The sequence below is a fragment of the Micromonospora sp. NPDC001898 genome, from assembly GCF_042891255.1.
GTDB lineage: Bacteria > Actinomycetota > Actinomycetes > Mycobacteriales > Micromonosporaceae > Micromonospora.
In genome coordinates, this window is the sequence record NZ_JBIATC010000007.1 from 148,039 (window position 1) to 170,485 (window position 22,447).

Annotated in this window: 18 protein-coding genes; 4 read left to right on the forward strand and 14 right to left on the reverse strand. The window is 72.4% G+C overall.

Features of this window, described 5'->3' with window-relative positions:
• Window positions 1-11: 11 nt before the first annotated feature.
• Genes ACFYZF_RS18185 through ACFYZF_RS18200 form a run of 4 tightly spaced genes read right to left on the reverse strand, consistent with a single transcriptional unit; the run spans window position 12 to window position 3,928 of the window.
• Window positions 12-1,424: an MmgE/PrpD family protein gene (locus ACFYZF_RS18185; RefSeq protein WP_387021914.1), complete on the reverse strand. Its 1,413-nt coding sequence runs from the start codon at window positions 1,422-1,424 to the stop codon at window positions 12-14.
• A complete protein-coding gene (locus tag ACFYZF_RS18190) occupies window positions 1,417-2,259 on the reverse strand; it encodes an HpcH/HpaI aldolase/citrate lyase family protein (RefSeq protein ID WP_387021917.1) in 843 nt (280 codons plus the stop codon). The genes ACFYZF_RS18185 and ACFYZF_RS18190 overlap by 8 nt, the downstream gene beginning before the upstream one ends.
• Window positions 2,256-2,756, reverse strand: a complete 501-nt coding sequence (locus tag ACFYZF_RS18195) for a MaoC family dehydratase (protein WP_387021920.1) — start codon at window positions 2,754-2,756, stop codon at window positions 2,256-2,258. The genes ACFYZF_RS18190 and ACFYZF_RS18195 overlap by 4 nt, the downstream gene beginning before the upstream one ends.
• The gene (locus ACFYZF_RS18200; RefSeq protein ID WP_387021922.1) at window positions 2,753-3,928 is read right to left on the reverse strand and encodes a CaiB/BaiF CoA transferase family protein; all 1,176 of its coding nucleotides are present in this window, start codon (window positions 3,926-3,928) and stop codon (window positions 2,753-2,755) included. Before ACFYZF_RS18200 ends, ACFYZF_RS18195 begins: the two co-directional genes overlap by 4 nt.
• Before the next feature lie 165 nt (window positions 3,929-4,093).
• Between ACFYZF_RS18200 and ACFYZF_RS18205 the strand changes: the two genes are divergently transcribed.
• From ACFYZF_RS18205 to ACFYZF_RS18220, 4 genes are all read left to right on the forward strand, one after another.
• Window positions 4,094-4,489, forward strand: a complete 396-nt coding sequence (locus ACFYZF_RS18205) for a VOC family protein (protein WP_387021925.1) — start codon at window positions 4,094-4,096, stop codon at window positions 4,487-4,489.
• Window positions 4,486-5,832, forward strand: coding sequence for an MmgE/PrpD family protein (locus ACFYZF_RS18210; RefSeq protein WP_387021928.1), 1,347 nt, complete (start codon window positions 4,486-4,488; stop codon window positions 5,830-5,832). Before ACFYZF_RS18205 ends, ACFYZF_RS18210 begins: the two co-directional genes overlap by 4 nt.
• Complete coding sequence (locus ACFYZF_RS18215; protein WP_387021931.1) at window positions 5,829-7,184, forward strand: MmgE/PrpD family protein; 1,356 nt, start codon at window positions 5,829-5,831, stop codon at window positions 7,182-7,184. Before ACFYZF_RS18210 ends, ACFYZF_RS18215 begins: the two co-directional genes overlap by 4 nt.
• 103 nt (window positions 7,185-7,287) lie before the next feature.
• Entirely contained in the window at window positions 7,288-8,010 is a 723-nt protein-coding gene (locus ACFYZF_RS18220) for a GntR family transcriptional regulator (RefSeq protein ID WP_387021934.1), read from the forward strand.
• 487 nt (window positions 8,011-8,497) lie between these two features.
• Here ACFYZF_RS18220 and ACFYZF_RS18225 read toward each other — a convergent pair whose 3' ends face one another.
• The 10 genes from ACFYZF_RS18225 to ACFYZF_RS18270 all read right to left on the reverse strand — a co-directional run bounded on the left by ACFYZF_RS18225 (window position 8,498) and on the right by ACFYZF_RS18270 (window position 22,435).
• Window positions 8,498-9,424: an NAD-dependent epimerase/dehydratase family protein gene (locus tag ACFYZF_RS18225; RefSeq protein WP_387021937.1), complete on the reverse strand. Its 927-nt coding sequence runs from the start codon at window positions 9,422-9,424 to the stop codon at window positions 8,498-8,500.
• A complete protein-coding gene (locus ACFYZF_RS18230) occupies window positions 9,421-10,275 on the reverse strand; it encodes an alpha/beta fold hydrolase (protein WP_387021940.1) in 855 nt (284 codons plus the stop codon). Before ACFYZF_RS18230 ends, ACFYZF_RS18225 begins: the two co-directional genes overlap by 4 nt.
• Window positions 10,276-10,331: 56 nt before the next feature.
• Window positions 10,332-11,156 carry an ABC transporter permease gene (locus tag ACFYZF_RS18235; protein ID WP_387021942.1) on the reverse strand — a complete coding sequence of 275 codons (825 nt, stop codon included), beginning with the start codon at window positions 11,154-11,156 and terminating at the stop codon, window positions 10,332-10,334.
• Window positions 11,153-12,052: an ABC transporter permease gene (locus ACFYZF_RS18240; RefSeq protein WP_387021944.1), complete on the reverse strand. Its 900-nt coding sequence runs from the start codon at window positions 12,050-12,052 to the stop codon at window positions 11,153-11,155. Before ACFYZF_RS18240 ends, ACFYZF_RS18235 begins: the two co-directional genes overlap by 4 nt.
• Entirely contained in the window at window positions 12,049-12,882 is an 834-nt protein-coding gene (locus ACFYZF_RS18245) for an ABC transporter ATP-binding protein (RefSeq protein WP_387021946.1), read from the reverse strand. The genes ACFYZF_RS18240 and ACFYZF_RS18245 overlap by 4 nt, the downstream gene beginning before the upstream one ends.
• The gene (locus ACFYZF_RS18250) at window positions 12,879-13,826 is read right to left on the reverse strand and encodes an LLM class flavin-dependent oxidoreductase (RefSeq protein WP_387021949.1); all 948 of its coding nucleotides are present in this window, start codon (window positions 13,824-13,826) and stop codon (window positions 12,879-12,881) included. The genes ACFYZF_RS18245 and ACFYZF_RS18250 overlap by 4 nt, the downstream gene beginning before the upstream one ends.
• Before the next feature lie 323 nt (window positions 13,827-14,149).
• Window positions 14,150-15,130, reverse strand: a complete 981-nt coding sequence (locus ACFYZF_RS18255; protein WP_387021952.1) for an ABC transporter substrate-binding protein — start codon at window positions 15,128-15,130, stop codon at window positions 14,150-14,152.
• A 479-nt stretch (window positions 15,131-15,609) separates the two neighbouring features.
• Window positions 15,610-17,529 carry a hypothetical protein gene (locus tag ACFYZF_RS18260; RefSeq protein ID WP_387021955.1) on the reverse strand — a complete coding sequence of 640 codons (1,920 nt, stop codon included), beginning with the start codon at window positions 17,527-17,529 and terminating at the stop codon, window positions 15,610-15,612.
• A complete protein-coding gene (locus ACFYZF_RS18265; protein ID WP_387021957.1) occupies window positions 17,526-21,248 on the reverse strand; it encodes a DUF5682 family protein in 3,723 nt (1,240 codons plus the stop codon). Before ACFYZF_RS18265 ends, ACFYZF_RS18260 begins: the two co-directional genes overlap by 4 nt.
• Window positions 21,245-22,435: an AAA family ATPase gene (locus ACFYZF_RS18270; RefSeq protein ID WP_387021959.1), complete on the reverse strand. Its 1,191-nt coding sequence runs from the start codon at window positions 22,433-22,435 to the stop codon at window positions 21,245-21,247. The genes ACFYZF_RS18265 and ACFYZF_RS18270 overlap by 4 nt, the downstream gene beginning before the upstream one ends.
• Window positions 22,436-22,447: the final 12 nt, after the last annotated feature.

A 22,447-nucleotide genomic window follows, 5' to 3' on the forward strand; every position in this document is an offset into this window, starting at 1 on the left:
TTGTAGACTGGCTAGAGCAAGGGCCCGCCGGGCCCGGCGCGACCCGGCCCACTTCTCCCGGGCAGCACGGCGACGAGCTGCCCCAGCCCACCCGCGGTGGGCAGGCTCGCCACGGTCGCCAGCCCGGCGGCGATCTCGGGCCCGGTCAGGCCCGCCCGATCGAGCAGCCGGCCGGCCTTGGCCTCGATCTCACCGGCGGTCATGGGTGACTCCGGGTCACCCCTGGTGTCCCGGACCTGCTCGCGGTACCACCGCCCCCGGTACGCCACCGACACCCGCGCTCCCCAACTCGACGGGTACGCCGACGCGTACGGTTCCCCGCTGGCCACCCGCACCCGGGCCCGGATCGCCGCCAGTTCGGGATCACGCAGGGCCGGCGGGCCCACGTCGTCCAGGGATGGCTCCCCGCGCGCCAGCGCGACAGCCACCAGGTGCTGAACCGAGAACAACGCCTCCGGGGTCGACGCCGGTCGGGGCTGATCGGTGAAGCCCAACGCCTCCGGGTAGGTCAGGACCTCGACCTCCTCGATCTGCCCGGCGGGCACCCCGTCCGCTACCAGGTGCCGCCGCAGCCGAAGCGCGGCATCCACGGCGGGGTGCGCGTGCCGGCAGCCAGGCCACGGTTTGAGGGAGGTCTCGGTGATCTTCCATCCGGAAACGCCGGGCCGATTGACGGCCTCGGGATCGGCATCCGGACAGCTTGCCGCGAACAGGCCCAACTCCCCCTCGAGAACGTGCCGCGGACCGGTCAGCCCCAGGTGCGCCAGCCGCGCCGCGCGCAGTCCGGCACCGGCCGACTCCCCGACGTGGACCAGCTTGGACATCGTCCGTTCGAGGCGACAGCGCCACAGACCACCGGTGCGGCTGCCAGCGTTACCGAGGGCGTCGACCCACTGACGTTCGGTAAGATCCAGCAGGCTGGCACCGGCCGCCGCGGCCCCGAACGCGCCACAGGTGCTCGTCGGATGGAAGTACCGGTAATGGGTGGGCCCGGTCGCCTCGCCGACCCGGATCATCACCTCGTAGCCCCGCACCACAGCGTCGAGGAACCCCGCGCCGTTCGCCCCCTGTCGTTGGGCCATCGCCAGGGCCGCCGCGATCACCACCGGCCCGGGATGCAGCCGCGCCCGCCGATGTGTGGCGTCCATCTCCAGCACCAGAGCGAGCCCCGCGTTGACGAACGCGGCGGTCGACTCGGCCCGTTCGCCGTACCCGATGGTCCACGCCGGACCGTGGTCGGCGGAGGCGGCGAACGCGGTGAGGATGCCGCCCTCCTCGGTGCCGAGCCCAGCCGTCGCGGTCGCGATCCAGTCGAGCACGTGCAGCGCGGCGAGCCTGCGCGTGTCCGCGTCGACCGGACGGCGTACCTCGGCGACCAGTGTCTCCGTCAGCGACGGCCCGTCCAGCTCACCGATCTCAGTCACCGTCGGCCTCACCGAGGGCAGCATGATGCGCGGCCAGGATCCGCTCCGCCCGGAGCCGGACGGGCAGGTCCACCATCTCCGCGCCGACCCGGCCGGCCGACGATCCCGTATGGGTCGCGGCCAGCACCTGGGTCGCCCAGGCAACCCGGTCCGCCGATGGCCGCAACGCGCGGTGCGCCGGGGCAATCTGCCGGGGATGGACACAGAGCTTGCCGGTGAACCCCAGTGCCCGGACGCGCTCGGTGGCGGTGAACACCTCCCGCTCGTCGTCGAGCCCGGCGCTGACCCCGTCCACGGGACCGGACAGGCCAGCCAGCCGGGAGGCGACGACCAACTCGGCGCGGGCCGACAGCAACGGCTCCCACGCCTCCTCAGCATCGAGGTCCAGGGCCAGGTCGACCGTGCCGATCGCCAGCCGGGCCACCGCCGGGGCAGCCGCGACCTCGCGGGCCCGGGCCACCCCCCGGGCGCTCTCGATCAGCGCGAGCACCGGGACCCCCAGCCGGTCACCGACCAGCTGGAGCACGTCCGGATCCTCGGCCTTCGCGACCACCACGGCGGTGAGCCCGGGTACGCCAGCCAGGGCGGTCAGGTCATCGGCCTGCTCCGGGCCGGCGTTGATCCGCACCGCGGCGGCGCCGGTGCCGCAGAGCCAGTCCCGGACCCACTGCCGCGCGGCCGGCTTGTCCGGCCCGCTGACCGCGTCCTCCAGGTCGAGGATGACCTCGTCAGCCCCGGCCGCGACGGCCTTGCCGAAGCGGTCGGGACGGGACCCCGGCACGAACAGCAGCGTCCGGGCGGTCTGCACCGATCGCCGCGCGGTGGTCCCGTTCACGCGTCGACCGCCGGTGCGGGACGCTGCGGGCCGTGCCCCCGCCGGTAGACCAGCAGGGTCCGGCGGAAGGTCACCACGACCGTGCCAGCCTGGGTGTAGCCAGTTGTACGGACCTCGACGACGCCCACGTCAGCTCGCGAACCCGACGGTCGGACGCCGAGCACCTCGGAGCGGGAATAGAGGGTGTCCCCCTCGAACACCGGACGTGGCATCCGGACCTCGGCCCACTCCAGGTTGGCGAAGACGTTCTGCGACACGTCGGTGACGGATTGTCCGGTGACGACCGACAGGGTCAGGCACGAGTTCACCAGCGGACGGCCGAACGCGGTCTGACTGGCGTAGTGGTGGTCGAAGTGCAGGGGGGCGGTGTTCTGGGTGAGCAGGGTGAACCAGGTGTTGTCCGTCGAGGTGATGGTGCGTCCCAACGGATGCTCGTAGATGTCGCCGACCTCGAAGTCCTCCAGGAATCGGCCGGTCCAGCCAGGTTTGACGGTCATCGGGCAACCTCGTCGGTACTCATCTGCGCAATCTCGTCATCGGTGAACTCGAACTCGGCCAGCACGGTGCGGGTGTGTTGGCCGAGGGCGGGCACCGGATCGACCCGCACGTCGATCTGCTCCGAGGTCACCGGGGGCAGCAGGGTCCGCACCTCACCGGCCGGGGTCGCCACGTTCGTCCACCGGTTCCGCGCGGTGAGCTGCACGTGGTCGAGGAAGTCCGTCACGGTGTTGACCGTCGCGTTGGCGATCCCGGCCCTGTCGAGTCGGGCCGTGATCTCGGTGACGGTGAACCGGCTCATCCACCTGGCCAGCTCCTGATCGAGGTCCGCCCGGTGGGCCACCCGGTCGGAGTTGCTGTCGAACCGTGGATCATCCGCCAGCGCCGGCGCTTCGAGGACCTCGAAGGCGAAGCGACGCCACTCACGCTCGTTCTGGACGGCGAGCTGGACGGTGCCGTCGGCGACCGGGTACGGGCCGTACGGCGCGATGACCGTGTGATGGGCGCCGAACCGGCGTGGGTCCGTTCCGGTGTACTGGGCCATCAGCGCGGGTTGCGACATCCACTCAGCGAGGGCGTCGAACAGCGAGACCTCCAGCGCGCAACCTTCGCCGGTGCGTTCCCGGTGATACAGCGCGGTCAGGATGCCGCTGTAGGCGTAGACGCCGGCGGCGATGTCGGCCACCGAGATCCCCACCTTCACCGGCGTGTCCGGGGTGCCGGTGATGGACAGCAGGCCGGTCTCGCACTGGATGAGCGCGTCGTACGCCTTGCGGTCACGCCACGGGCCGCCGTTGCCGTAGCCGCTGATCGAGCAGGTGATCAGCTCTGGCCGGTCGGCGCGCAACTGCTCGACCGCGAAGCCGAGCCGGTCCACCGCCCCCGGGGCGAGGTTCTGTACGAACACGTCCGCCCGGGCGAGCAGTCGACGCAGCGCGGTTCGGCCGCCCGGTGACTTGAGGTCCAGGACCACCGACTCCTTCGAGCGGTTGAGCCAGACGAAGTAGCTCGCCTGGCCGTGCACGGTGCGGTCGTAGCCCCGGGCGAAGTCGCCCTCGGGTCGTTCGATCTTGATCACGCGGGCACCGAGGTCGGCGAGCTGCCGGGTGGCGAACGGCGCGGCAACGGCCTGTTCGAGTGAGACGACGACGATGCCATCCAGAGGGAGCACACGTCCTCCTTGTCCTGGTTTATTGCCGTTTTACCGCACGCAGGGCGGCCTTCGAGCCCCGCGTCGGCATCGGCTGACGCGAGGTTCTCTCGGAGATGAAAAATATGATACACAGTATCCTCGCACCGCTGGGCGTTCGGAGTTCAGCCGCGAGCAGGAGGAACAATGCAGCTACACCACCTCGGCTGGGCCGTACATTCGATCGAGGCGTCTCGGGAGCACTTCGAGACCCAACTCGGCCTGCCATACGAAGGCGCCGAGGAATTCCCGACGCTGACGGTCGCCTTCTTCCGGGCCGGCGCCACCCTGATCGAGCTACTGGAGCCGAAGTCCGACGAGGACGATGTGGCCCAGTTCCTCCGGGAACGGGGCGAGGGCATCCACCACTGCGCGTACCTGGTCGACGACGTCGCCACCGCGCTGGCCGGTGCCGAGGCGTGCGGCATGAGTCTGATGGACACGGTGCCCCGCCCCGGCTCACGGGGAACGACGATCGGCTTCGTCGACCCCCGGCGGGCCGACCGGATCCTGGTGGAGTATGTCCGGGAGCCGACCGCGTGACCGCGACCGATCCGGCCGCCCACGAGCTGGCCCGAGCTCTGGTCGACCTGTCCCGTACCGGCCTGACCGGCGAACTCCGCGCGCACGCGGCCCGCAGTCTGTTGAACGTCGTCGCAACCGCGACCGGCGCCTGTCGTGATCGGGCCGTCGAGATCGTCGTCGCGACCGCGCTGGACAACGGGGGTGAGCGTCGCTGCCCGGTACCCGGCCGCGTGGAGCGCCTCGATCCGCTGAGCGCCGCGCTGGCGACCGGGCTCGCCGCCCACCTCGACGACTTCGACGACACCCACCTCGACACCGTCGTACACCCGGGCGCGGCCGTGCTCGGCGCCGTGGTGGCGATCCTGCCCGACCACGGGACCACCGGACCCCGGCTCCTCGACGCGGTCGCCCTCGGGCTGGAGACCCAACTTCGGCTCGCCCTGACGATGACGCCGTGGCACTACGACGACGGCTGGCACATCACCGGAACCGTCGGCGCCCCGGGCGCCGCGGTCACCGCCGGCCTGCTGCTGGGGCTGTCCCCGGAGCAGCTCGGCAATGCGATCGCGATCGCGTCCAGCATGACGCTGGGGCATCGGGAGGGGTTCGGCACGATGGTCAAGCCGTTCCACCCCGGCAAGGCCGCGGCCAACGGCGTACTGGCGGCGACCCTGGCCCGGCGCGGCTTCACCGGCTCCCCGACGGCGCTGGAGGGCCCACGCGGCTACTTCCGGGCGCTCTCCCCCACCACGGATCCCGCCCGGCTGACCACCGAGCTGGGCACACGCTGGCAGTTCCTGGACAACACCGTCAAGCCGTACCCGTGTGGGATCGTCGCACATCCCGCGATCGAGGCCGCCGAGCGGCTGCACGCCCGGCTCGCCGGCCGCACACCGGTGGCCGTACGGGTCCGCTGCCACCCCCTGGTCGCCGAACTGACCGGGAACCCGGCGCCGGACACCGGCCTCGCCGCCCGGTTCAGCACCGTGCACGGCGTCGCCGCGGCGTTGGCCGACGGTGTGGTGGGGCTGGCCCAGTACGAGGACGCCCGGGTCGTCGCCCCGGACATGACCGCCCTGCGCGCGGCCACCACCCTGATCATCGACGGGTCGATGGCCCGCGACGCGGCGACCGTCGAGGTTGTGGTGTCGGACGGGCCGGTACTCACCGAATCCGTCACGCATGCCCGGGGCAGCGTCGCGCGGCCGATGACCGACACCGAACTCGACCTGAAGGTCACCGCCCTGGTCGACCGGACCCGACCCGGTCACGGCCCCGAGGTCATCGCCGCGGTACGCGGCCTGGCCTCGGCCAGCTCCTGCGGCGACCTGTTGACGACGATCGTGGGAGAGCCAGCATGACGGGAACAGCGCAACCGGGCCCGGTCCGGCTCACCGCCGAGCTTGCCGAGTTCGCCAGCGGCCTGAGCTGGGACCAGATCCCGGAATCCGCCCGACACGCCGCCCGGCGCACGTTCGTCAACGTCGTCGGACTGGCCGTGGACGCGTCCCGCCACGATGCCGTCGAGATCGCCGTCGCCACCCTGGGCGACCTGGGCCTGCGCGGGCGCTCCTCGGTGCTCGGCCGCGCGGACACGCTCACCGCCGCCTGGGCGGCGTTCGTCAACGGCATGGCGATGCACGTCGAGGACTTCGACGACACCCACCTGCGTACCGTGATCCATCCCGGCTCGCCGGTGGTGCCGGCCGCTCTCGCCGTGGCCGAACTCACCAACGCGTCAGGGCGTGACCTCCTCACCGCCGTCACCGCCGGAGTCGAGGTAGCCTGCCGGGTCGGCAACGCGCTCGGTCCGGGACACTTCGACCGGGGCTGGCACCTGACCGGCACGATGGGGCATCTCGGTGCCGCCGTCGCGGCGGGCCGGCTACTCGGGCTCGACGCCACCCGGATGCGGCACGCGGTCTCGCTGGCAGCGACCCAGGCCGCCGGCACCACGGAGCAGTTGGGCACGATGAGCAAGTCCATGCATCCCGGCAAGGCCGCCGCCGACGGGGTGGAGGCCGCACTGCTGGCCGCCGGCGGGTTCACCGGGCCCGACGCGCCGCTGGAGGGCCGCCGGGGCCTCGCGGCCCTGTTGGCGCCCGAACCCGACCTGGCCGAGGCCACCCGAGAGCTGGGCCGGGCCTGGGAGATCGAGGCGAACGCGTTCAAGCCCTACAGTTGCGGGATCGTCAGCCACCCGGTCATCGACGCCGCCATCGAGCTACGCGACATCCTGCCCGGACCGGAGGTCATCGAGTCGGTCGACGTGGTGGTCCGCCCGGTGGTCCTGCAGGTGATGGGGGTCGAGGAACCGGAGGACGGGCTGCGCAGCAAGTTCTCCGTCTACCACTGCTTCGCGGTGGGATTCCTGGACGGCGGCGCCGGACCAGCCCAGTACAGCGACGCCCGGGCGCGGGACGAGTCGGTGGTCGCCCTACGCCGCAAGGTGCGGGCCAGCACCGAGCCGACGATGCCCAAGGACGCCTGCGAGGTCACCGTACGCACGACCGGGGGCACGACCCACCGGGTCTCGGTCGCACACGCCACCGGCAGCGTCGACCGGCCGATGTCCGACGAGCGGCTACGGGCGAAGTTCGACCTGCTCGTCCGTCCCCGGCTCGGGGATCGCGCGGCGGCGTTGTGGCACACTGCCTGGCACATCGACGAATGCGACGGTATTGCTAACCTGTTCGGCCTCAGCCGTTGGTGAGAGAGGCGGCCCGACCGACACGCGGGAGGCCGGGCCGCCTCTCCTATCCGAGGACCGATTCAGTATGCTGTGTCGGGCCATATTTCATATTTGAGGACTCTGGATGAACCTACCCGTCGACGGCGCTCGGTCCCAGAACAAGCGGGTGCAACTCAGCGACGAGGCGGCCAGCTACGTCCGAGAATTGATCATGTCCGGACAGCTCCGGCCGGGGCAGCACCTTCGTCAGGAACAGGTCGCCGCCGCGCTGGAGATCAGCGTCACCCCGGTCCGGGAAGGACTGCTCTCGCTGCGCGCTGAGGGCTTCCTCCAACTCCAGCCCCGGCGCGGTTTCGTGGTCGCTCCGCTGGCCCCGGCAGACATCCGCGACCTGTTCATCGCCCAGGCACTGATCGCCGGGGAGCTGGCCGCTCGCGCGGCCACGACGCTCACCGAGGAACAGATCGCCGAGCTGCGGGCCCTCCAGGGCCGAATCGACGAGGCAGCGAGCAACGGCGACACCGACGAGATGGAACGCCTGAACCACCTGTTCCACCGGATGGTCAACACCAGTGGCGGTTCGGGAAAGCTGCTCTGGTTTCTCGGCTTCATCACCAAGTACGTGCCCCGCCGCTTCTACGCCACGATCGGTGGCTGGCCGGACGCGTCCCTGCACGACCATTCCGCGATCGTGCGAGCGCTGGCCAGCCACGATCCGGAGGCGGCCAGACGAGCCGTCACCGACCACCTCCGGCACGCCGGGGACCTGCTCGCCGATCACTTCGCGTCGAACAGCCTGGACTCCGCCGGTGCGAGCAGCCCAGACGGGGCTGTCCCGAGGAGCTGACCCTCCGAACAGGCCGCGCCCCGGCCACACCCACCGGGCCGAAGCGGTCCCCGGACGGGCAAGACGATCGGGCGGCGGACGCACCGCCACCCGATCGGCAACGTTCATTCCTGCAGGGACGATCCTTCGACCGCCCCGGTGGCCGGACCGGCATCGGCGGCCACACCGGTCAGGTGTCCCGGGGTGACGCCCGGTCCCGCCGTTGCTCCGGCGTCCACCGCAAGCACAGCCCCGGTGATCCACCGGGAGCGGTCACCGGCCGATCGCCTCCCCGCCCTCCGCCCCGATCAGGTCGACCGTGGCCCCGGCCCGGTCCCGGGCGCTGTCCACCACGATCACCCGGGCTCCCCGCCGGGCCAGGAGGATCGCGGGTGGCCCGGCCGATGCCGATGTCGTCCCCCGCGAACCACCGCCGGTGACGATCGCGACCTCTCCGGCGAGCCCGGCCGGCTCGATCCCTGACGTCGGGTCCCCCCGACCCCGGTCGTCACCGACCGGCCCGGGCGGCGATTCCCTCGATCGTGGCGGCGAAACCGTCGCGGATCGCCGTCAGCCGGAGGGAGTCGCCCAGCAGGGCGGTCAGCGGGGAGGCGTCGATCCGGTACGGGAAACCGAGCACCCCCGGCTCGACCGTCAGCTCGGCCGAGGGCACCAGCGCACGTACCGTCTCGACCGCGTCGACCATGGTCAGCACCGTCCCGGGCAGGTTGTAGACGGCGTTTTCCGTACTGTCCAGGCGGGACACCAACGTGAACGCCGCCGCCACGTCCCGGACGTACTGCCAGCAGTAGACATCGTCGCCGTAGGGGACCACCCCGGGCTGCCCGAGCGCCGGCCGCTGGAACAACTGCTCGGTGAACAGGCCCTCGCCGCGTACCTTCCCGGCGCCGTACACCAGCCCGAGTCGTAGCCCCACGCAGTTCACCCCGTACCGCTTCCGGTACGCGCGGCTGATGTGCTCGCAGTACGACTTCGTCGCCCCGTACGCGTTGTCGGGTGAGTGCGGAGTGTGCTCGGTGAGCAACTCGCCCTCGGCCAACGCCGCGGCGCTGTGCCCGAACACCGCCATCGAGCTGGCCCAGGTCACATTGGTCAGTCGAAGGATCCGAGCCGCCTCGAAGATGTTCTGGGTACCGGCGCAGTTGACCTCCAGCGCCCGGTACGGATCATCCGCCGAGGCCGGGGCCAGCAGGGAACCCAGGTGGATGACGCGGTCCACGCCGTGCTCGGCCAGGATGGCCAGCAGCGACCGCAGGTCGGAGACGTCACCCCGGACGTACTCGACCCCGGCCTGCCGCAGCTCCTCCCGGGGCGCAAGCGGGTCCAGGGCGATGACCCGCTCGTCCTGCCCGGCGAGGATCGCCGTGGCGTGCTGGCCGACGAAACCGGTACCGCCGGTGACTAGTGTCGTCATCGCCCGTCGGTCTCCCCGAGCACGGTCTCCCCGTTGACCGTCCCGTCGAGAATGAAGTCCCGCACGAGCTTCGCGCTCTCCTCCGGCCGTTCGACCAGGTGCAGGTGGCCGCAGCCCTCCAGCAGCGTCAGCCAGGCGTTCGGCAGCAGCCGGACCATCTCCCGGGTGCCGACCCCCGCCGGGCCGGAGTCCACCGGGGTCATGATGTCCTGGTCACCGCTGGTCACCAACACCGGCGCCGTGATCTGCGGCAGGTAACCGGTGAGATCCGCCTCGCAGAGCAGGTCGCAGAAGTGCTTCCACAGCTCGGGGTCGTTCTTCTTGAACGCGGCCCCCATCGCCGCCACCTGGGCCGGTGCGCGGTCGGTGTCGTGGAACGCCCGGCTGAACGCCTGCGAGGCGATGAGGTTGGCGACCTCCTCACCCATCCCGGTCGCGGTCGCCATCGCCTTCCACACCTTCTTGTTGAGAATCGCGAGGGAGTCGTACCGCGCCATGCAGCAGCCGATGACCAGCCGCTTGACCCGGTCCGGGTACTTGGCCGCCATCACGATGCCCACCATGCCCCCGAACGAGGTGCCGTGCACGTCGACGGCGTCCAGGCCGAGGTGGTCGAGCAGCCCGATCGCCTCGTCGGCCCACCCCTCGATCGAGTACGGCGCCGGCGGCTTGTCACTGTCGCCGAACCCGCGCATGTCGTAGTCGATCACGGTGAAGTCCGGACGCAGCAACGGGGTCACCGGGGCGAAGTTGGCGTGGCCGAGGCCGAGGCCGTGCAGTTGCAGCAGGTGCGGTCCCTGCCCCGCCACCTCGTACCACAGAGATGTGTTGTTGATCGTCGCGTACGCCACGGGGTGCTCCTTAGATCACGGGTCGAACTGATGGAAGAGAGGAATGGTCCCGACGGCTACCGCGCCACGTCGGGGCTGGCCCCGAACCGGGCGCCGAACCGGCGGAGCAGGGCGACGAAGAGGCGATCGGCGATCAGGCCGAGCGCGCCGAGGGTGATCAGGGCGACGAACACGCCTCGGATGTTGGTGGTCGCCATGCCGTTGGTGACGATCACGCCGAGTCCGGATGGCGCGCCGAGCATCTCCGCGGTCACCACCGTCATGAACGCGTTGCCCAGCGCGATCCGGATTCCGGCGAGAATGTACGCCGCGCTGCCGGGCAACCGCACCAGCAGGAAGGTCTGCCACGGCCGGGCACCGAAGGTCGCCGCCATGCGCAGCTTGTTCCCCGGTACCGCCCGCACCCCCGCCGCCGTGTTCACCGCGACGACGAACACCGTGGTGTAGAGGATCAGGGTCAGTTTCGCCGGCTCACCGGCACCGAGCCAGAGCAGGACGGGAGCGAACCAGGCCAGCGGCGGAATGAACCGGAAGAAGCTGATGAACGGCTCGAGCAACGCCTCGAGCACCCGACTCGAACCGCTCAGCAGGCCGAGCAGCGTACCGAGCAGGCTGCCCAGCACGAGGCCGGCGGCGACCCGTCCCAGGCTCGCCGACACCGCCTGCGCGAGGCTGCCGTCGGCAAGCACCGACTTGAACTGGGTGACCACGTCGGGGGGGCCGGGGAACAGCATCGGCATCCCGTAGAAGCTGGCGGCCAGCCACCACAGCGCCACCACGGCGACGAAGCCGCCGACGATGGTGAGGGCCCGCCGCAACCGCGGGGCACCGCCCGGCCGACGGACGACGGCGGGTCGGGCCGTCCGGGTCGACACGCTCATCGCGCCACCTGCCCACAGTAGAATCGGCGGAAGATCCGGGCACTGGCCAGGACGAACACCCGGTCGAAGGCCAGGCCGGCGGCACCGACCAGCAGGATCCCGGCGAACATGGTCGGAGTGTCGTAGAAGAGCCGGGACTCGTAGATGAGGTGGCCGATGCCGTCGCTGCCCGCCACCATCTCGGCGCCGATCACGCTCATGAAGGAGTAGCCGAGGGACAGCCGCATCCCGGTCAGCACGTAGGGCACCGCACTCGGGATGACCACCGAACGGTAGGTCCGCAACCGCCCGGCGCCGAAGACCCGGGCCATTCGGGTCTTGTTCCGGGCGGCCTGTGCCATCCCGGTCAGGGTGTTGAGGATGACCGGGAAGACGGTGGCGTAGATGACGATGAACCGCATCGACGCGTCCCCGACCCCGAACCAGATCGTGGCCGGCACGATCCAGGCCACCGGCGTGATGGAGCGCAGGAAGTGCACGACGGGTTCCAGCGCGTCGGCCGCCACCCGCGACGAGCCGAGCAGGCTCGCGACGGCGATTCCCAGCGTGCTGCCCAGCGCGAACCCGACCACCACCCGCCACAGGGTGACCAGCACCTCGCCGCGCGAGTCCGCGTCCTGGACCAGTTCCACCAGCGCGCGGGCACTGTCGAGCGGGGTCGGGAAGACCAGCGGGTTGTTCTTCGCCAACGCGGCGAGGTGCCACACCACGATCGCGGCCACGACCGCCAGCAGGTTCAGCCCGATCCGCCGCCGTGACCAGGACGCCGCCGACCGTGGTCCGCGCCGTCGGGGCCGAGGGCCGGCCGGGCCGCCGGTCGTTCTCGTGGATTCGGCGTACCCGGTGGGTGTGGCGCCGGGTCGCCCACCGATGCCGGTGGCGGAGGCGGGGGTCATCGCGTACCCACCTCGCCGTCCAGACCGGGACGTCGGGCCTTCGCTACCGTCACGGTCCGTTCCAGGTCCTGGTAGAGCGCGCCGAAGTCCGGCCCGCCCCGCTCACGCGGACGCGACAGCGGATTCTCGATGACGTCGTGCAGCTTCGCCTCCGGCCCGGACGTCATGATCCCGATCCGGTCACCGAGGATCATCGCCTCGGAGATGTCGTGGGTGATGAACAGGACGGTGCGGTCGGTGGCGGCCCAGATCCGGGCGAGTTCGTCCTGCAACGTGGTCCGGGTCTGGGCGTCCAGGGCACCGAACGGCTCGTCCATCAACAGGATCGGCGCGTCGGTGACCAGGGCCCGGGCGATCTGCACCCGCTGCTTCATCCCGCCGGAGAGTTCATGCGGGTACTTCTTCGCCTGGCCACCGAGTTCGACCATCTCCAGCGCGGCCCGCACCCGCTGCTGGCGTTCGGGGTTCTTGACCCCGAGCACACGCAGGCCGAACTCGACGTTGCCGTAGACGTTGAGCCAACCGAGCAGTGAATCGTCTCCCTGGAAGATCACCGCCCGGTCCGGCCCGGGACCGGTGACGGGCCGGCCGGCAACGGTCATCCGGCCCTCGGTCGGGAACTCGAATCCCGCCACCTGGTTGAGGACGGTGGTCTTTCCGCAACCGCTGGGGCCCAGCAGCACGAAGAACTCGCCTCGGGACAGCGACAGGGAGACGTCCGCGAGAATCCGCGGCGCACCGGCCGCGTACGCGAACGAGATGTCCTCGATCGTCACGTAGCCGTCCCCGTCCACTGCCGGGTATCGCGTCGTAGCGTCCGTTGTCGTCATGCCCTGCCTCCCTGAACGAGCCGCCCGATCAGTGCGACGTGCGTCATCGGATCGGGAACCGTCGTGGTGAGGACGATCCCCTCGATCTCGGTCTTCTCCTCCACGACCCGCAGCCGCTCGGCGACCTCACCAGGGGTCCCCACCAGCGCGAACCGGTCGAACAGGTACGCCTCTTCCCGGGGGTGGTCCGCGAGTATCCGGGCGTTGACGCCACCCGGACGCGCATGCTCGGCGAACACGTATCGCGAGAACAGCTCCCGCAGGCCGGGTACCAGGTCCGCCGGGACTCCACGGCCGGCGAGGTTGACATGCAGCCCGTGCCGGGCCACGGCGATGACCGAAGCGCGGACGGCCTGCCGGGCGGCGGCGACCTCGCTGTCCCGCTCGACCAGGTGGGCCACCGCGATCATCCATCCGCGCTGGCGGCGCCCCGCAGCCTCCGCTGCGGTGGTGGCGAGCCTGCCCAGCCAGCCGGGTTCGAATCCACCGCCGAGCAGGACACCGTCGGCGCTGCCCGGGGTCGCCGCCGCCGCCCGGGGCCCGCTGGCGGCCAGAAAGAGCTGAGGACCCGGACCGGCCGCCGCCCGGATGGTGTCGAGCGCCTCGCCCACCTGCCCCGGGTCTGCCGGGCGCAACCCCACACTGTGTACGGCCGAGTCACCGGTGCCCATCGCGACGAACACCCGGCCGGGGAACAGCGCGTTGAGCGCGGCCACATCGGCGGCGTGTACCGACGGGTGGCGGGTGACCGGATTCGTCACGCACGGCCCGACCCGGATGGTGCGGGTGTGCGCGAGGATGTGCTGCGCCACGGGATACATCGCCCCGTAGAGGTGCGACGAGTCGGCGACACCGAACGTTCCGATGCCGGCCTCCTCGGCGACCCGGGCTATCTCCAACGCACGGGCGGGATCGGTCGGGAGGTGCGAAACGGCGATTTCCATCTATCTCACTGGGTCCGAAGGCCGGCTGGCGCGTACGGGCGGCACGCGATCGACTTGGGTGTGGGGGGCACTGACGACTCCTCGGTGCGGTGGAAACAGGCCGGCCGGTGGCGTCCGCCGGGGGTGGGCCGGGGTGGGCGGACCCGGGGCTCGAAGTCGGACGGCCGGTGTCCGGTGTTCGACCGGCTTCCCCGGGCCACGGAAACCGTGGCCCGGGTCGGCCTTCCCGCACCGTCCGGATCAATCGGAGGAAACTGGTCGGTCAGGTGTTCGGCACACCATCGGTGATCGCCGGGTCGAAATCGAGGACCCGATGGCGATCGTCAGATGGCACTGACCCAATCGGTTATGACGTAGCTCTTCGCGTCGACCTTGTTCTTGATGTTGCCCATCTCCAGCTGGTAGTCAGCGACCTGCTGGATCTGGTCGACACTCGCCGGGTCGAAGGCCAGACTGAAATCGATCTTCGCCAGGATCTTTTTGGCCTCGGCGTCGTCGGTGATTCCGGTCTTGGACTTGATGAACGCGATGACCTCGCCCTGGTTGCTCTTCATGTAGGCGGACGTCTCCCGCAGCGCACGCAGGACCTTGACGCCCACCTCCTTGTTTTCGGAGATCTTCGGTCCGGCCACCACATAGCCGATGAAGGGCAGCAGGTCGTCATCGCCCCCGGCCCAGCCGAGACGTGCGCCGGGCCGCGCGCTGATGGCTTTGGTGACGTTCGGCTCGAAATGAATGATCGCGTTCGCGTCGCCCTTGGCGAAGGTCGGCACGAGCTGGGCGTACTTCGCGTCCTTGACCTTGATCTTCGATTTGTCCAGCTTGTGGAACGCCACGAAACGGTCGAACCAGTAGCTGGCCGTCGAGTTGGACTGGAGAGCGATCGTCTTGCCGTACAGGTCCTGCGGGGTGGCGATACTGCCATCGACGACGATGCCCCACCAGCCGTACGACGTCGCGTTGTGCCCGATGATCTTCACCTTGGCACCCTTCGCCGCGAGACTCGCGACCGGATAGCCGGCGACGGAGGTCAGGTCGGCCTGGCCGGTGACCACAGCCTCGGTCCCCTCCACGCCGGTCGGGAACTCCTGCAACTTGGCTTCGATTCCCTGCTTTGCGAGAAAGCCCTTCTGCACCGCGAAGTACAGCGGAATTCCAAAGAAGTCGGGTTGAGTGGCGACTGTCAGCGCCTGCTTCCCACCCGCTCCTTCCGTAGTTGGCGACGATGAGTCACTGCCGCAAGCCGTCAGCGTTAGCGCTGCTACGACCAGGGCAACGGCGAATCGCCCTCTTCGAACGAACACAAGACCTCCCGAGTAAGGGCGGAGCATGTACTTTATATTTCATGTGAGCAGGGCCGTCAAGAGATCATCTAGCCCACGACCAGGCGAGATCCGCAGACCTCCGCACCGAACCAGGCTTCCGAGGCGCCCCACCGACACCGGGCGTGACCAGCGCACACTCAAGCGGTGGCCAAAACGGGGCCGGCGACTACGGGATTGACGGCCAGCCGGCCGGATGGACACCCGGTGGCCACCGGCGGTCCCGAACGAACCGAACTACCGGCGGAGATCAGCACACCGTTCGATGGGCGCTGCCGTCCGGTCAGCACCCTCCCGACCCGGCGCAGCCGGCGATCAGAGTCGGGTTCCCCGGGATGTCCGGGAGGGTCGGCGCCCGCCCGGGGCTCGGGCGGGCGCCGGGGCCAGGTGATCCGCGGGTGTGCGGTCACCTGGGCTGCCACCTATCGGCCCGGAGCTCAGTCACCCCGGATTCCGGCAGGTCAGCCGACGGGTGGGGCGGTCCAGGAGGACCGGATCAGCTCCCGCTCGGTGGCGGCGAGGTGGGCGGTCGCGGCGAGCCAGGCCCAGGCGTACCGGTCCGGGTCGGGATCGGTGAGCCGACCGAACGCATCCCGACCGCGCCGGTCGGACTCGGCGGCGAGCGCGGCGGCCACGGCGGCGGCGGTGGTGAAGCCGGCGCGGCGCAGCGGACCAGCCAGCCCGGCGCCCTCGCCGCGGGCCGCCTCGGCGACGGCGCGGCGACCGCCGGAGACGGCCAGCTCCACCAGCCGGCGGACCCGCCACAGCGGGGACTCCGCAACCGCGTCGGCGTCGACGGCGCGAACCGGTTCGGTCATCGCGGCCGGTTCGCGCGGCGGTAGGTGGCTGCCCTGGATCTCGTCGTAGCCGAGGTCCAGCCGGCCGTGCCAACCTGTCGGCAGCCGGAGCGTCGCGGCGGCACCGGGCACCGGGCCGACCGCGAGCGGGTGCAGCGTGCTGGCCCGGTCCGGGTCCAGCCGGCCGACCGCCCGAATCCGCAGGCCCGGCCAGGAGGCGAGCCGCCGCAGGTTGGCCACGTGGGCCAGCACCGGGTGGGAGTCGACCGGCACCAGCCGGATCACCGGCCCGTCCGGCACCGGCGCACGGTCCGGTCCGACGTCGGCGGCGGCGGGGGCCAGCTCGCGGGCCAGCACCTGGTCACCGACGGCACCTACCACCATCAGGTCACAGCCGACCAGCGCGGTCCCGGCCCGGGCCGGGTCCTCCGGGTCGTCGGCGGCGAGTTGGGCGGTCACCACCTCGGCGAGCGGGCGGGCGAACAGTTCCGCCAGCGGCCCGGCGGACCAGCCGGTCCCGGTGAGCGGGCTGGCCCGGACCCCCTTGCCGGCGCCGAGCCGGCCGTCCGGGGAGACGGTGGTGCCGGTGATCCGCAGGCCGCCGCGGGCCAGCACCGAGTGGTTGACCGCGACCGCGCCCATCTCGGTGACCGCCCCGGCGCAGTCCCGCGCCCGGTCCGGGCCGCCCGGTTTCACGTCGCCGAAGGAGAGCCGGCGCCCGTCGGCGGTGACCAGGTGGGTGACCACCCCGGCGTATCCGGTCGCGCTGATCACCGGTTCCCGGCAGACGCCGTACACCTCCAACGTGCCGTCCGGCTGGTAGGCCCGCCGGAGGATGCCGACCAGCGCCGGGTCGGGATCGCCGGCGGCCAGCCGACCGGCCACGTACAGCAGGTCGTGCAGCACCTCGACCAGCTCGGCCAGCCGGTGGCCGGCCAGTCGTTCCCGGTGGGCACGCAGGCCACGTACCGTGCGCAGCGCGGCGCTCTCGGCCCTCGGCAGGCCGGCCAGCCGGGCGCTGTGCGCGGCCCGCAGCAGTTCGGCCTGGGGAACCGCGCCGGCAGCCGGCACGCCGGCAGCGAGCACCGCGGCGGCGGCCCGCCACAGCGCGCTCGCGGCGGCCCGTTGCGCCTTCGTCGGTGCCGTGTTCCGGCTGGTACGACCGGCGGCCGGGCCGGCCGGTCCCCCGGTCCGCCCGGTGGCCGCGCCGGGGCCGTCCGGGGTGGACGACGCGACGGTGGACGCCAGATCGGGGTGGGTGACCCGGTCGGCGATCGGGCAGGCGACGAGGACCGCGGTCCGGTGCAGACAGCGGGGCGCCAGCAGGCAGCTGCACCGCGCCTGGTGCGGGTCGGTGACCGCGCCGGTCGGTCCGGGCGTCAGGGTGACGAGGGCCTCGGGGCCGCAGTCGACCGTTACGCCGCCGTCGACCCGGCCGACCGGTGCACCGGCCAGCCGTCCGACGGTGGCGTCCAGCCGCCTGTGCAGCCGAGGTGGCAGGGCCGCCACCGCCGCGGCGGCGACCCCCGGCAGCACCGGCGGCAACCGGTCGGTGTCCGCGGCGGTGGGTGTGCGGTCCGTCAACGTGATCCTCCACGGATGCGGTCGCCCGCCCAGCGGGCGAGTTCGAGCGGGCTGAGAGCGGCGACCGGCATCCCGGCCGCGACGAGTTGCTCGGCGACCGGTACCGAGTAGCAGGGCACTCCCCTGTCGTTCAGCGCGGCGCAGCCGAGCAGGTGCACGCCGGAACTGGCCAGCGTGCGGACCTCGCCGAGCAGCCCGGCCAGCGGGTAGCCCTCCTCGAAGTCGCTGACCACCGCGACGATGGTGCGGCTCGGCACGGTCACCAGCGAGCGGGCGTGGGCCAGCCCGGCGGCGATGTGCGTACCGCCGCCGACGCGCACCTCCAGCAGCAGCGACAGCGGGTCGTCGACCCGGTCGGTCAGGTCGGCCACCTCGGTGGAGAAGGCGAGGAAGTGGGTGGACAGGGTGGGCACCCCGGCCAGCACGGCGGCGGTCAACGCCGACCACACCACCGACGCCTCCATCGAGCCGGACACGTCGACCACCAGCACCAGCCGCCAGTCGGCCTCCCTGCGGGTCCGGGTGTTGAAGATTGGACGTTCCGGCACCACCACCGTCCGGCCGTCGCCGAGCCGCTGGGTGTGCGCCAGGTTGGCCCGGAGCGTACGGGCGAGGTTGATCCGGCCTCCGGGACGACGGGACGGACGCGGGTTGGTCAGCCCGGTCAGCGCCGGACGCACCTGGGTGGCCAACTGCTTGGTCAGCTCCTCGACCAGCCGCCGGACCAGTGGCCGCAGCTTGGCCACGTGCCCCTCGGGCAGGCCACCGGCCAGCGACAGCACCGAGGTCAGCAGCTCCATCGAGGGGCGTACCGTGGCCGGGTCGAGCTCGGCGAGCACGTCGGTACGGCCGCTCTCGGCCGCCCGGGCGATGACCTCCTCACGTACCGCGGTGCCGAACAGCGCCTCCAGTTCGTCGGCCCACTCGCGCGCGGTCGGGAAGGAGGCTTCCTGGCCGCCGCCGGCCGCCTGGCCGAGGTCGGTGACGCCCTCGCCCTGGCCCGCCCCGTACAGCTCGTCCAGGGCGCGGGCGTAGCGGCGGGCGTCGGCCGGCAACCGGTCGGGTTGCCGCCCGAGCAGCAGCCGCCACCGGTCCGTGGGGGTGAGCCGGGCGGCCGGCGTCTCCGGCCCGGCGTGCACACCGGCGGGGTTGGCGGCGGGGGCGTCGGCGGAGCCGGTCGGCGTGCCCGGGATCGGGATGTCGCGGGCGACCAGGGCGGCCCGGCCGGCCGCGTCGGCGGCGGCCCAGCGGGCCAGCAGCTCGGGCGGGGCGGACAGGACCAGATCGAGCCGGTCGCCCAGCCGTTCGGTGACGGTGTGCAGCAGCCGACCCCGGGCCGCCGGGGTGAGCACGTCGAACCCGCCACGCAGGGCCGGCAGCCGGTCCAGGAACTCGGTGTCGGTGAGCCGCTCGATCCGTTCCAGCAGCGGGTCCAGCGCGGCCGGGGCGGACTGCAGCAGCGGGTGCGCCGCGGTGAGCAGCCCACCGAGCAGCCGGTGCAGGTGCCGGCGGGTGTCCGGTCCGGTCGCCGCGTCGACCCAGCCGGCCACCCGGGTACCCAGGGTCTCCAGATCGGTCAGATCGAGCAGCACCCGGGCCGCCAGAGCCGCGCCCTGGATCAGCGGCGAACCGGCCCGGGCCAGGTAGCCGAGGGCCTCGTCCAGGCGCAGGCCGATCCGGTCCTCGCCGGCCCGGACCGCGAGGTCGACCAGCGCGGCGGCGTCGGCGGCGGCGTCGCTGCCGGCCAGGCCGGGCAGCCCACGGACCGCCGCGTCCAGCAGCACGACGGCCAGCTCGGCCGCCCGGGCCCGGCCGTCGGCGGTGGTGCCGGGCAGGTGTTCCCGGCGCAGCGCCTCCAGCAGGTCCAGTGCGGCCAGCAGCTCGGGCAGCGTGCCGGTGCCCGGCAGCACCGCGGCGGCCGACTCGAGCCGGTCGGTGACCAGTTCGGGCAGGTCGCACCGGGCGGCGTCGCGTAGCCCGGTCAGCAGCCGCTCGGCGGTGGGGCCGCCGTCGGCGACCTCCCGGCGAAACCGTTCCCGCAAGGTGCCGGCCGCGGCCAGCGCCGCGGTCACCCCGCGTACGCCGACCAGGTCCAGCCGGGCCGCCACGGACGGCGTCCAGGCCAGTTGCCAGCGGGTGGTCAGGGCCGCACCGTCGCCGGTGCCGGACACCGCGATCGGCTCGCCGTAGCCGACGCCGCAGACCTGGAGGCGTTGCAGCAGGACCTCCCGCCGCCCGTCCAGCTCGGTGCGCAGCGGGTCCAGCCGGACCTCGCGGGGCTTCGGGCTGTCCGGGTTGGGCAGCCGCAGCGCGGCGAGTTCCGCCTCGACCGCGGGGCCGAGCCCGGACCGCGGCGTACCGGGGGCGATCCGGCCCCGCTCGGCGCCGACCAGCACGGTCTCCAGCGCCCTGGCCAGCGCTCGGCCGCGGCCGAGCAGTTCACCCTGGCCGAGCACGGTGGACACCGCCTCCAGCACCTCGCCCCGTCCCGGGGCGGGCAGGTCCCGCAGCCGCGCCAGGTCGCCGGCGAGCCGTACCGTCTCGGTGGCCTCACCGGTACCGGCGGTGTGACCGGCCGAGCGGAGTTCCCGGCACAGGTCTGTGACCGCCCGAGCGGCGGCGGCCCGGATTCGTTCCGGGTCGCCGGCGGCGGTGAAGACAGACTGCTGCCAGCGCGGGTCGCGGATCCCGGCCGGGTAGCCGGACCGGGAGTCGAGCAGGTCGAACGCGTACGGCACCAGCGAGGTGACCGCGGTGCCGCCGCCGGGGATGGTGGCCGGCCCGCGCTGGGTCGTCAGGGACCGGACCGGACCGGCCGGGACGGCACCGCCGGCTGTCCGGGCCGGACCGCCGCAGGCATCGGTGTCGGTGTCGGTGTCGGTCGACGGGGCGACGAGCAGGGCCGGGGCATGGAACGCGCCGATGACGGCGGCGACCCGCCGGCCGTCCGCGCCGGCCTCGGCCAGCACCCGGCGCATGTGCCGCTCGCGGGCCAGATCCCGGGCCGGTACGCCGTCGCCGCTGGCGCTGTCGGCACGCATCGCCCAGCCGACGGCGAGGGCGGCCCGGCGGACCGCCTCGGACGAGCAGCCCGGGGCACGCACCTCGACCACCCGGTCCCACAGGTCGTCGCCGTCCCGACCGGTGCCGCTGGCGCTGAGCGCGGCGGCGTAGCCGGACCGACGCAGGCCGGGCACCGGCTCACCGGCGTCCGGGGCGGGATCGCCACCGGCGGTCGGCTCGGACCCGGCGGTCGGACCGGAGCCGGGAACCGGGTCGGTGGTGTCGGCGGCCCAGCCGGGGTCGGCCAGCGGCAGGTCGCAGCAGACCACCTCGACGCCGCGCTGCCGGGCCCAGCGGATCGCGGCCAGTTCCGGGGAGAAGTCGGCGAACGGGTAGAACCCCATCGGCCCGTCCGCGCCGTTGCTGCCCACCAGGGCCAGCGGGGCCCGGGCGGCCGGGTCGGACAGGTACGGCAGCCAGCGCTGGAAGTCGGCCGGCAGCTCGATACAGACCACCTCGGCCCCGGCGGCGTCGAGCAGTGCCGGGAGCACCGCCGCCAGGGCCGGGCTGTGATGCCGCACCCCGATCAGGTACGGCCGGACCGAACCGGCGAGCGCGTCGACCACGGCTCGCGGGTCGGCCGTCGGCAGATCGGTGGTCGGCGGCTCGGTGGTCGGCGGAGCCGCACCGGTCGACGTGCTGGAGAGGGCCGTCACCGCAGGTTCTCCCGCAGGTCCCAGAGCCGGCGCCACATCGCCGAGCCGTCCTCGGCGCGGCGGCGGACCGGGCCGTCCCAGTAGCCGAGCAGCCGGGCGTGGTCGTTCTGGTCGTCCTTGCGGACCACACCGAGCAGATGCCCGGGCACCAGGTCGAGCGCGTCCCCGTCGGGCAGGTACGCGGCGGCCAGGCCGAGCGACGCCGCCACCTGCACCGCCTCGGCGGTGGACATCACCGTGCCGGGCCGCTCCACGTCCCAGCCCTCGCCGGACCGGCCGGAGCGCAGGTCGCGGAACACGGTGACCAGGGCGTCCAGCACCGCGTCATCCACGGTGTACGCCGCGCCGGCGCGCTGCACGGCGGCGGTCGCCTGCCGGCGGACCAGGTCGGTCTCGGTGTCCACGTCCGAGATCGGGTGGATGGTCTCGAAGTTGAACCGGCGCTTGAGGGCCGAGGACATCTCCGACACACCCCGGTCCCGCAGGTTGGCGGTGGCGATCACGGTGAACCCGGGTGCCGCGCGGATCAGGCCGTCCTCGGTGCCGCTCAGCTCCGGCACGTTCATCCGCCGGTCGGACAGGATGGAGACCAGCGCGTCCTGCACCTCGGGCAGGCAGCGGGTGACCTCCTCGATCCGGACCACCCGGCCGGTGCGCATCGCGGTCAGCACCGGCGAGTCGACCAGCGCCTGGGGGGTCGGGCCCTGGGCGAGCAGCAGGGCGTAGTTCCAGCCGTACCGGAAGGCGTCCTCCGTGGTGCCGGCGGTGCCCTGCACGGTCAGCGCGCTGGTGCCACAGACCGCGGCGGCCAGCAGCTCGGACAGCATCGACTTGGCGGTACCGGGCTCGCCGACCAGCAGCAGACCCCGCTCACCGGCCAGGGTGACCACGCACCGCTCGACGAGGCTCCGCTCACCGACGAACTTCGGCGGGACGGTCATGCTGGCCGGCAGTTCGGTGCCGTCCGCAGCGGTGCGCCGGTCGGCGGGCAGCTTCAACGCCTCGCCGTCGCTGCCCTGGATGAAGGTGACCACGGCGCGCGGGGTCAGCGCCCAGCCCGGTGGCCGGGCCCCGTCGTCGTACGCGGCCAGGAAGTCCAGCTCGTCGGCGTACCGCTGTTCGGCGGAGAGGACCTGGGCGGCGGTCTCCGACGCCGCGGTGGGGCGGACGTGTTCCGTCAGGGTCACGGGCGTTTCCTC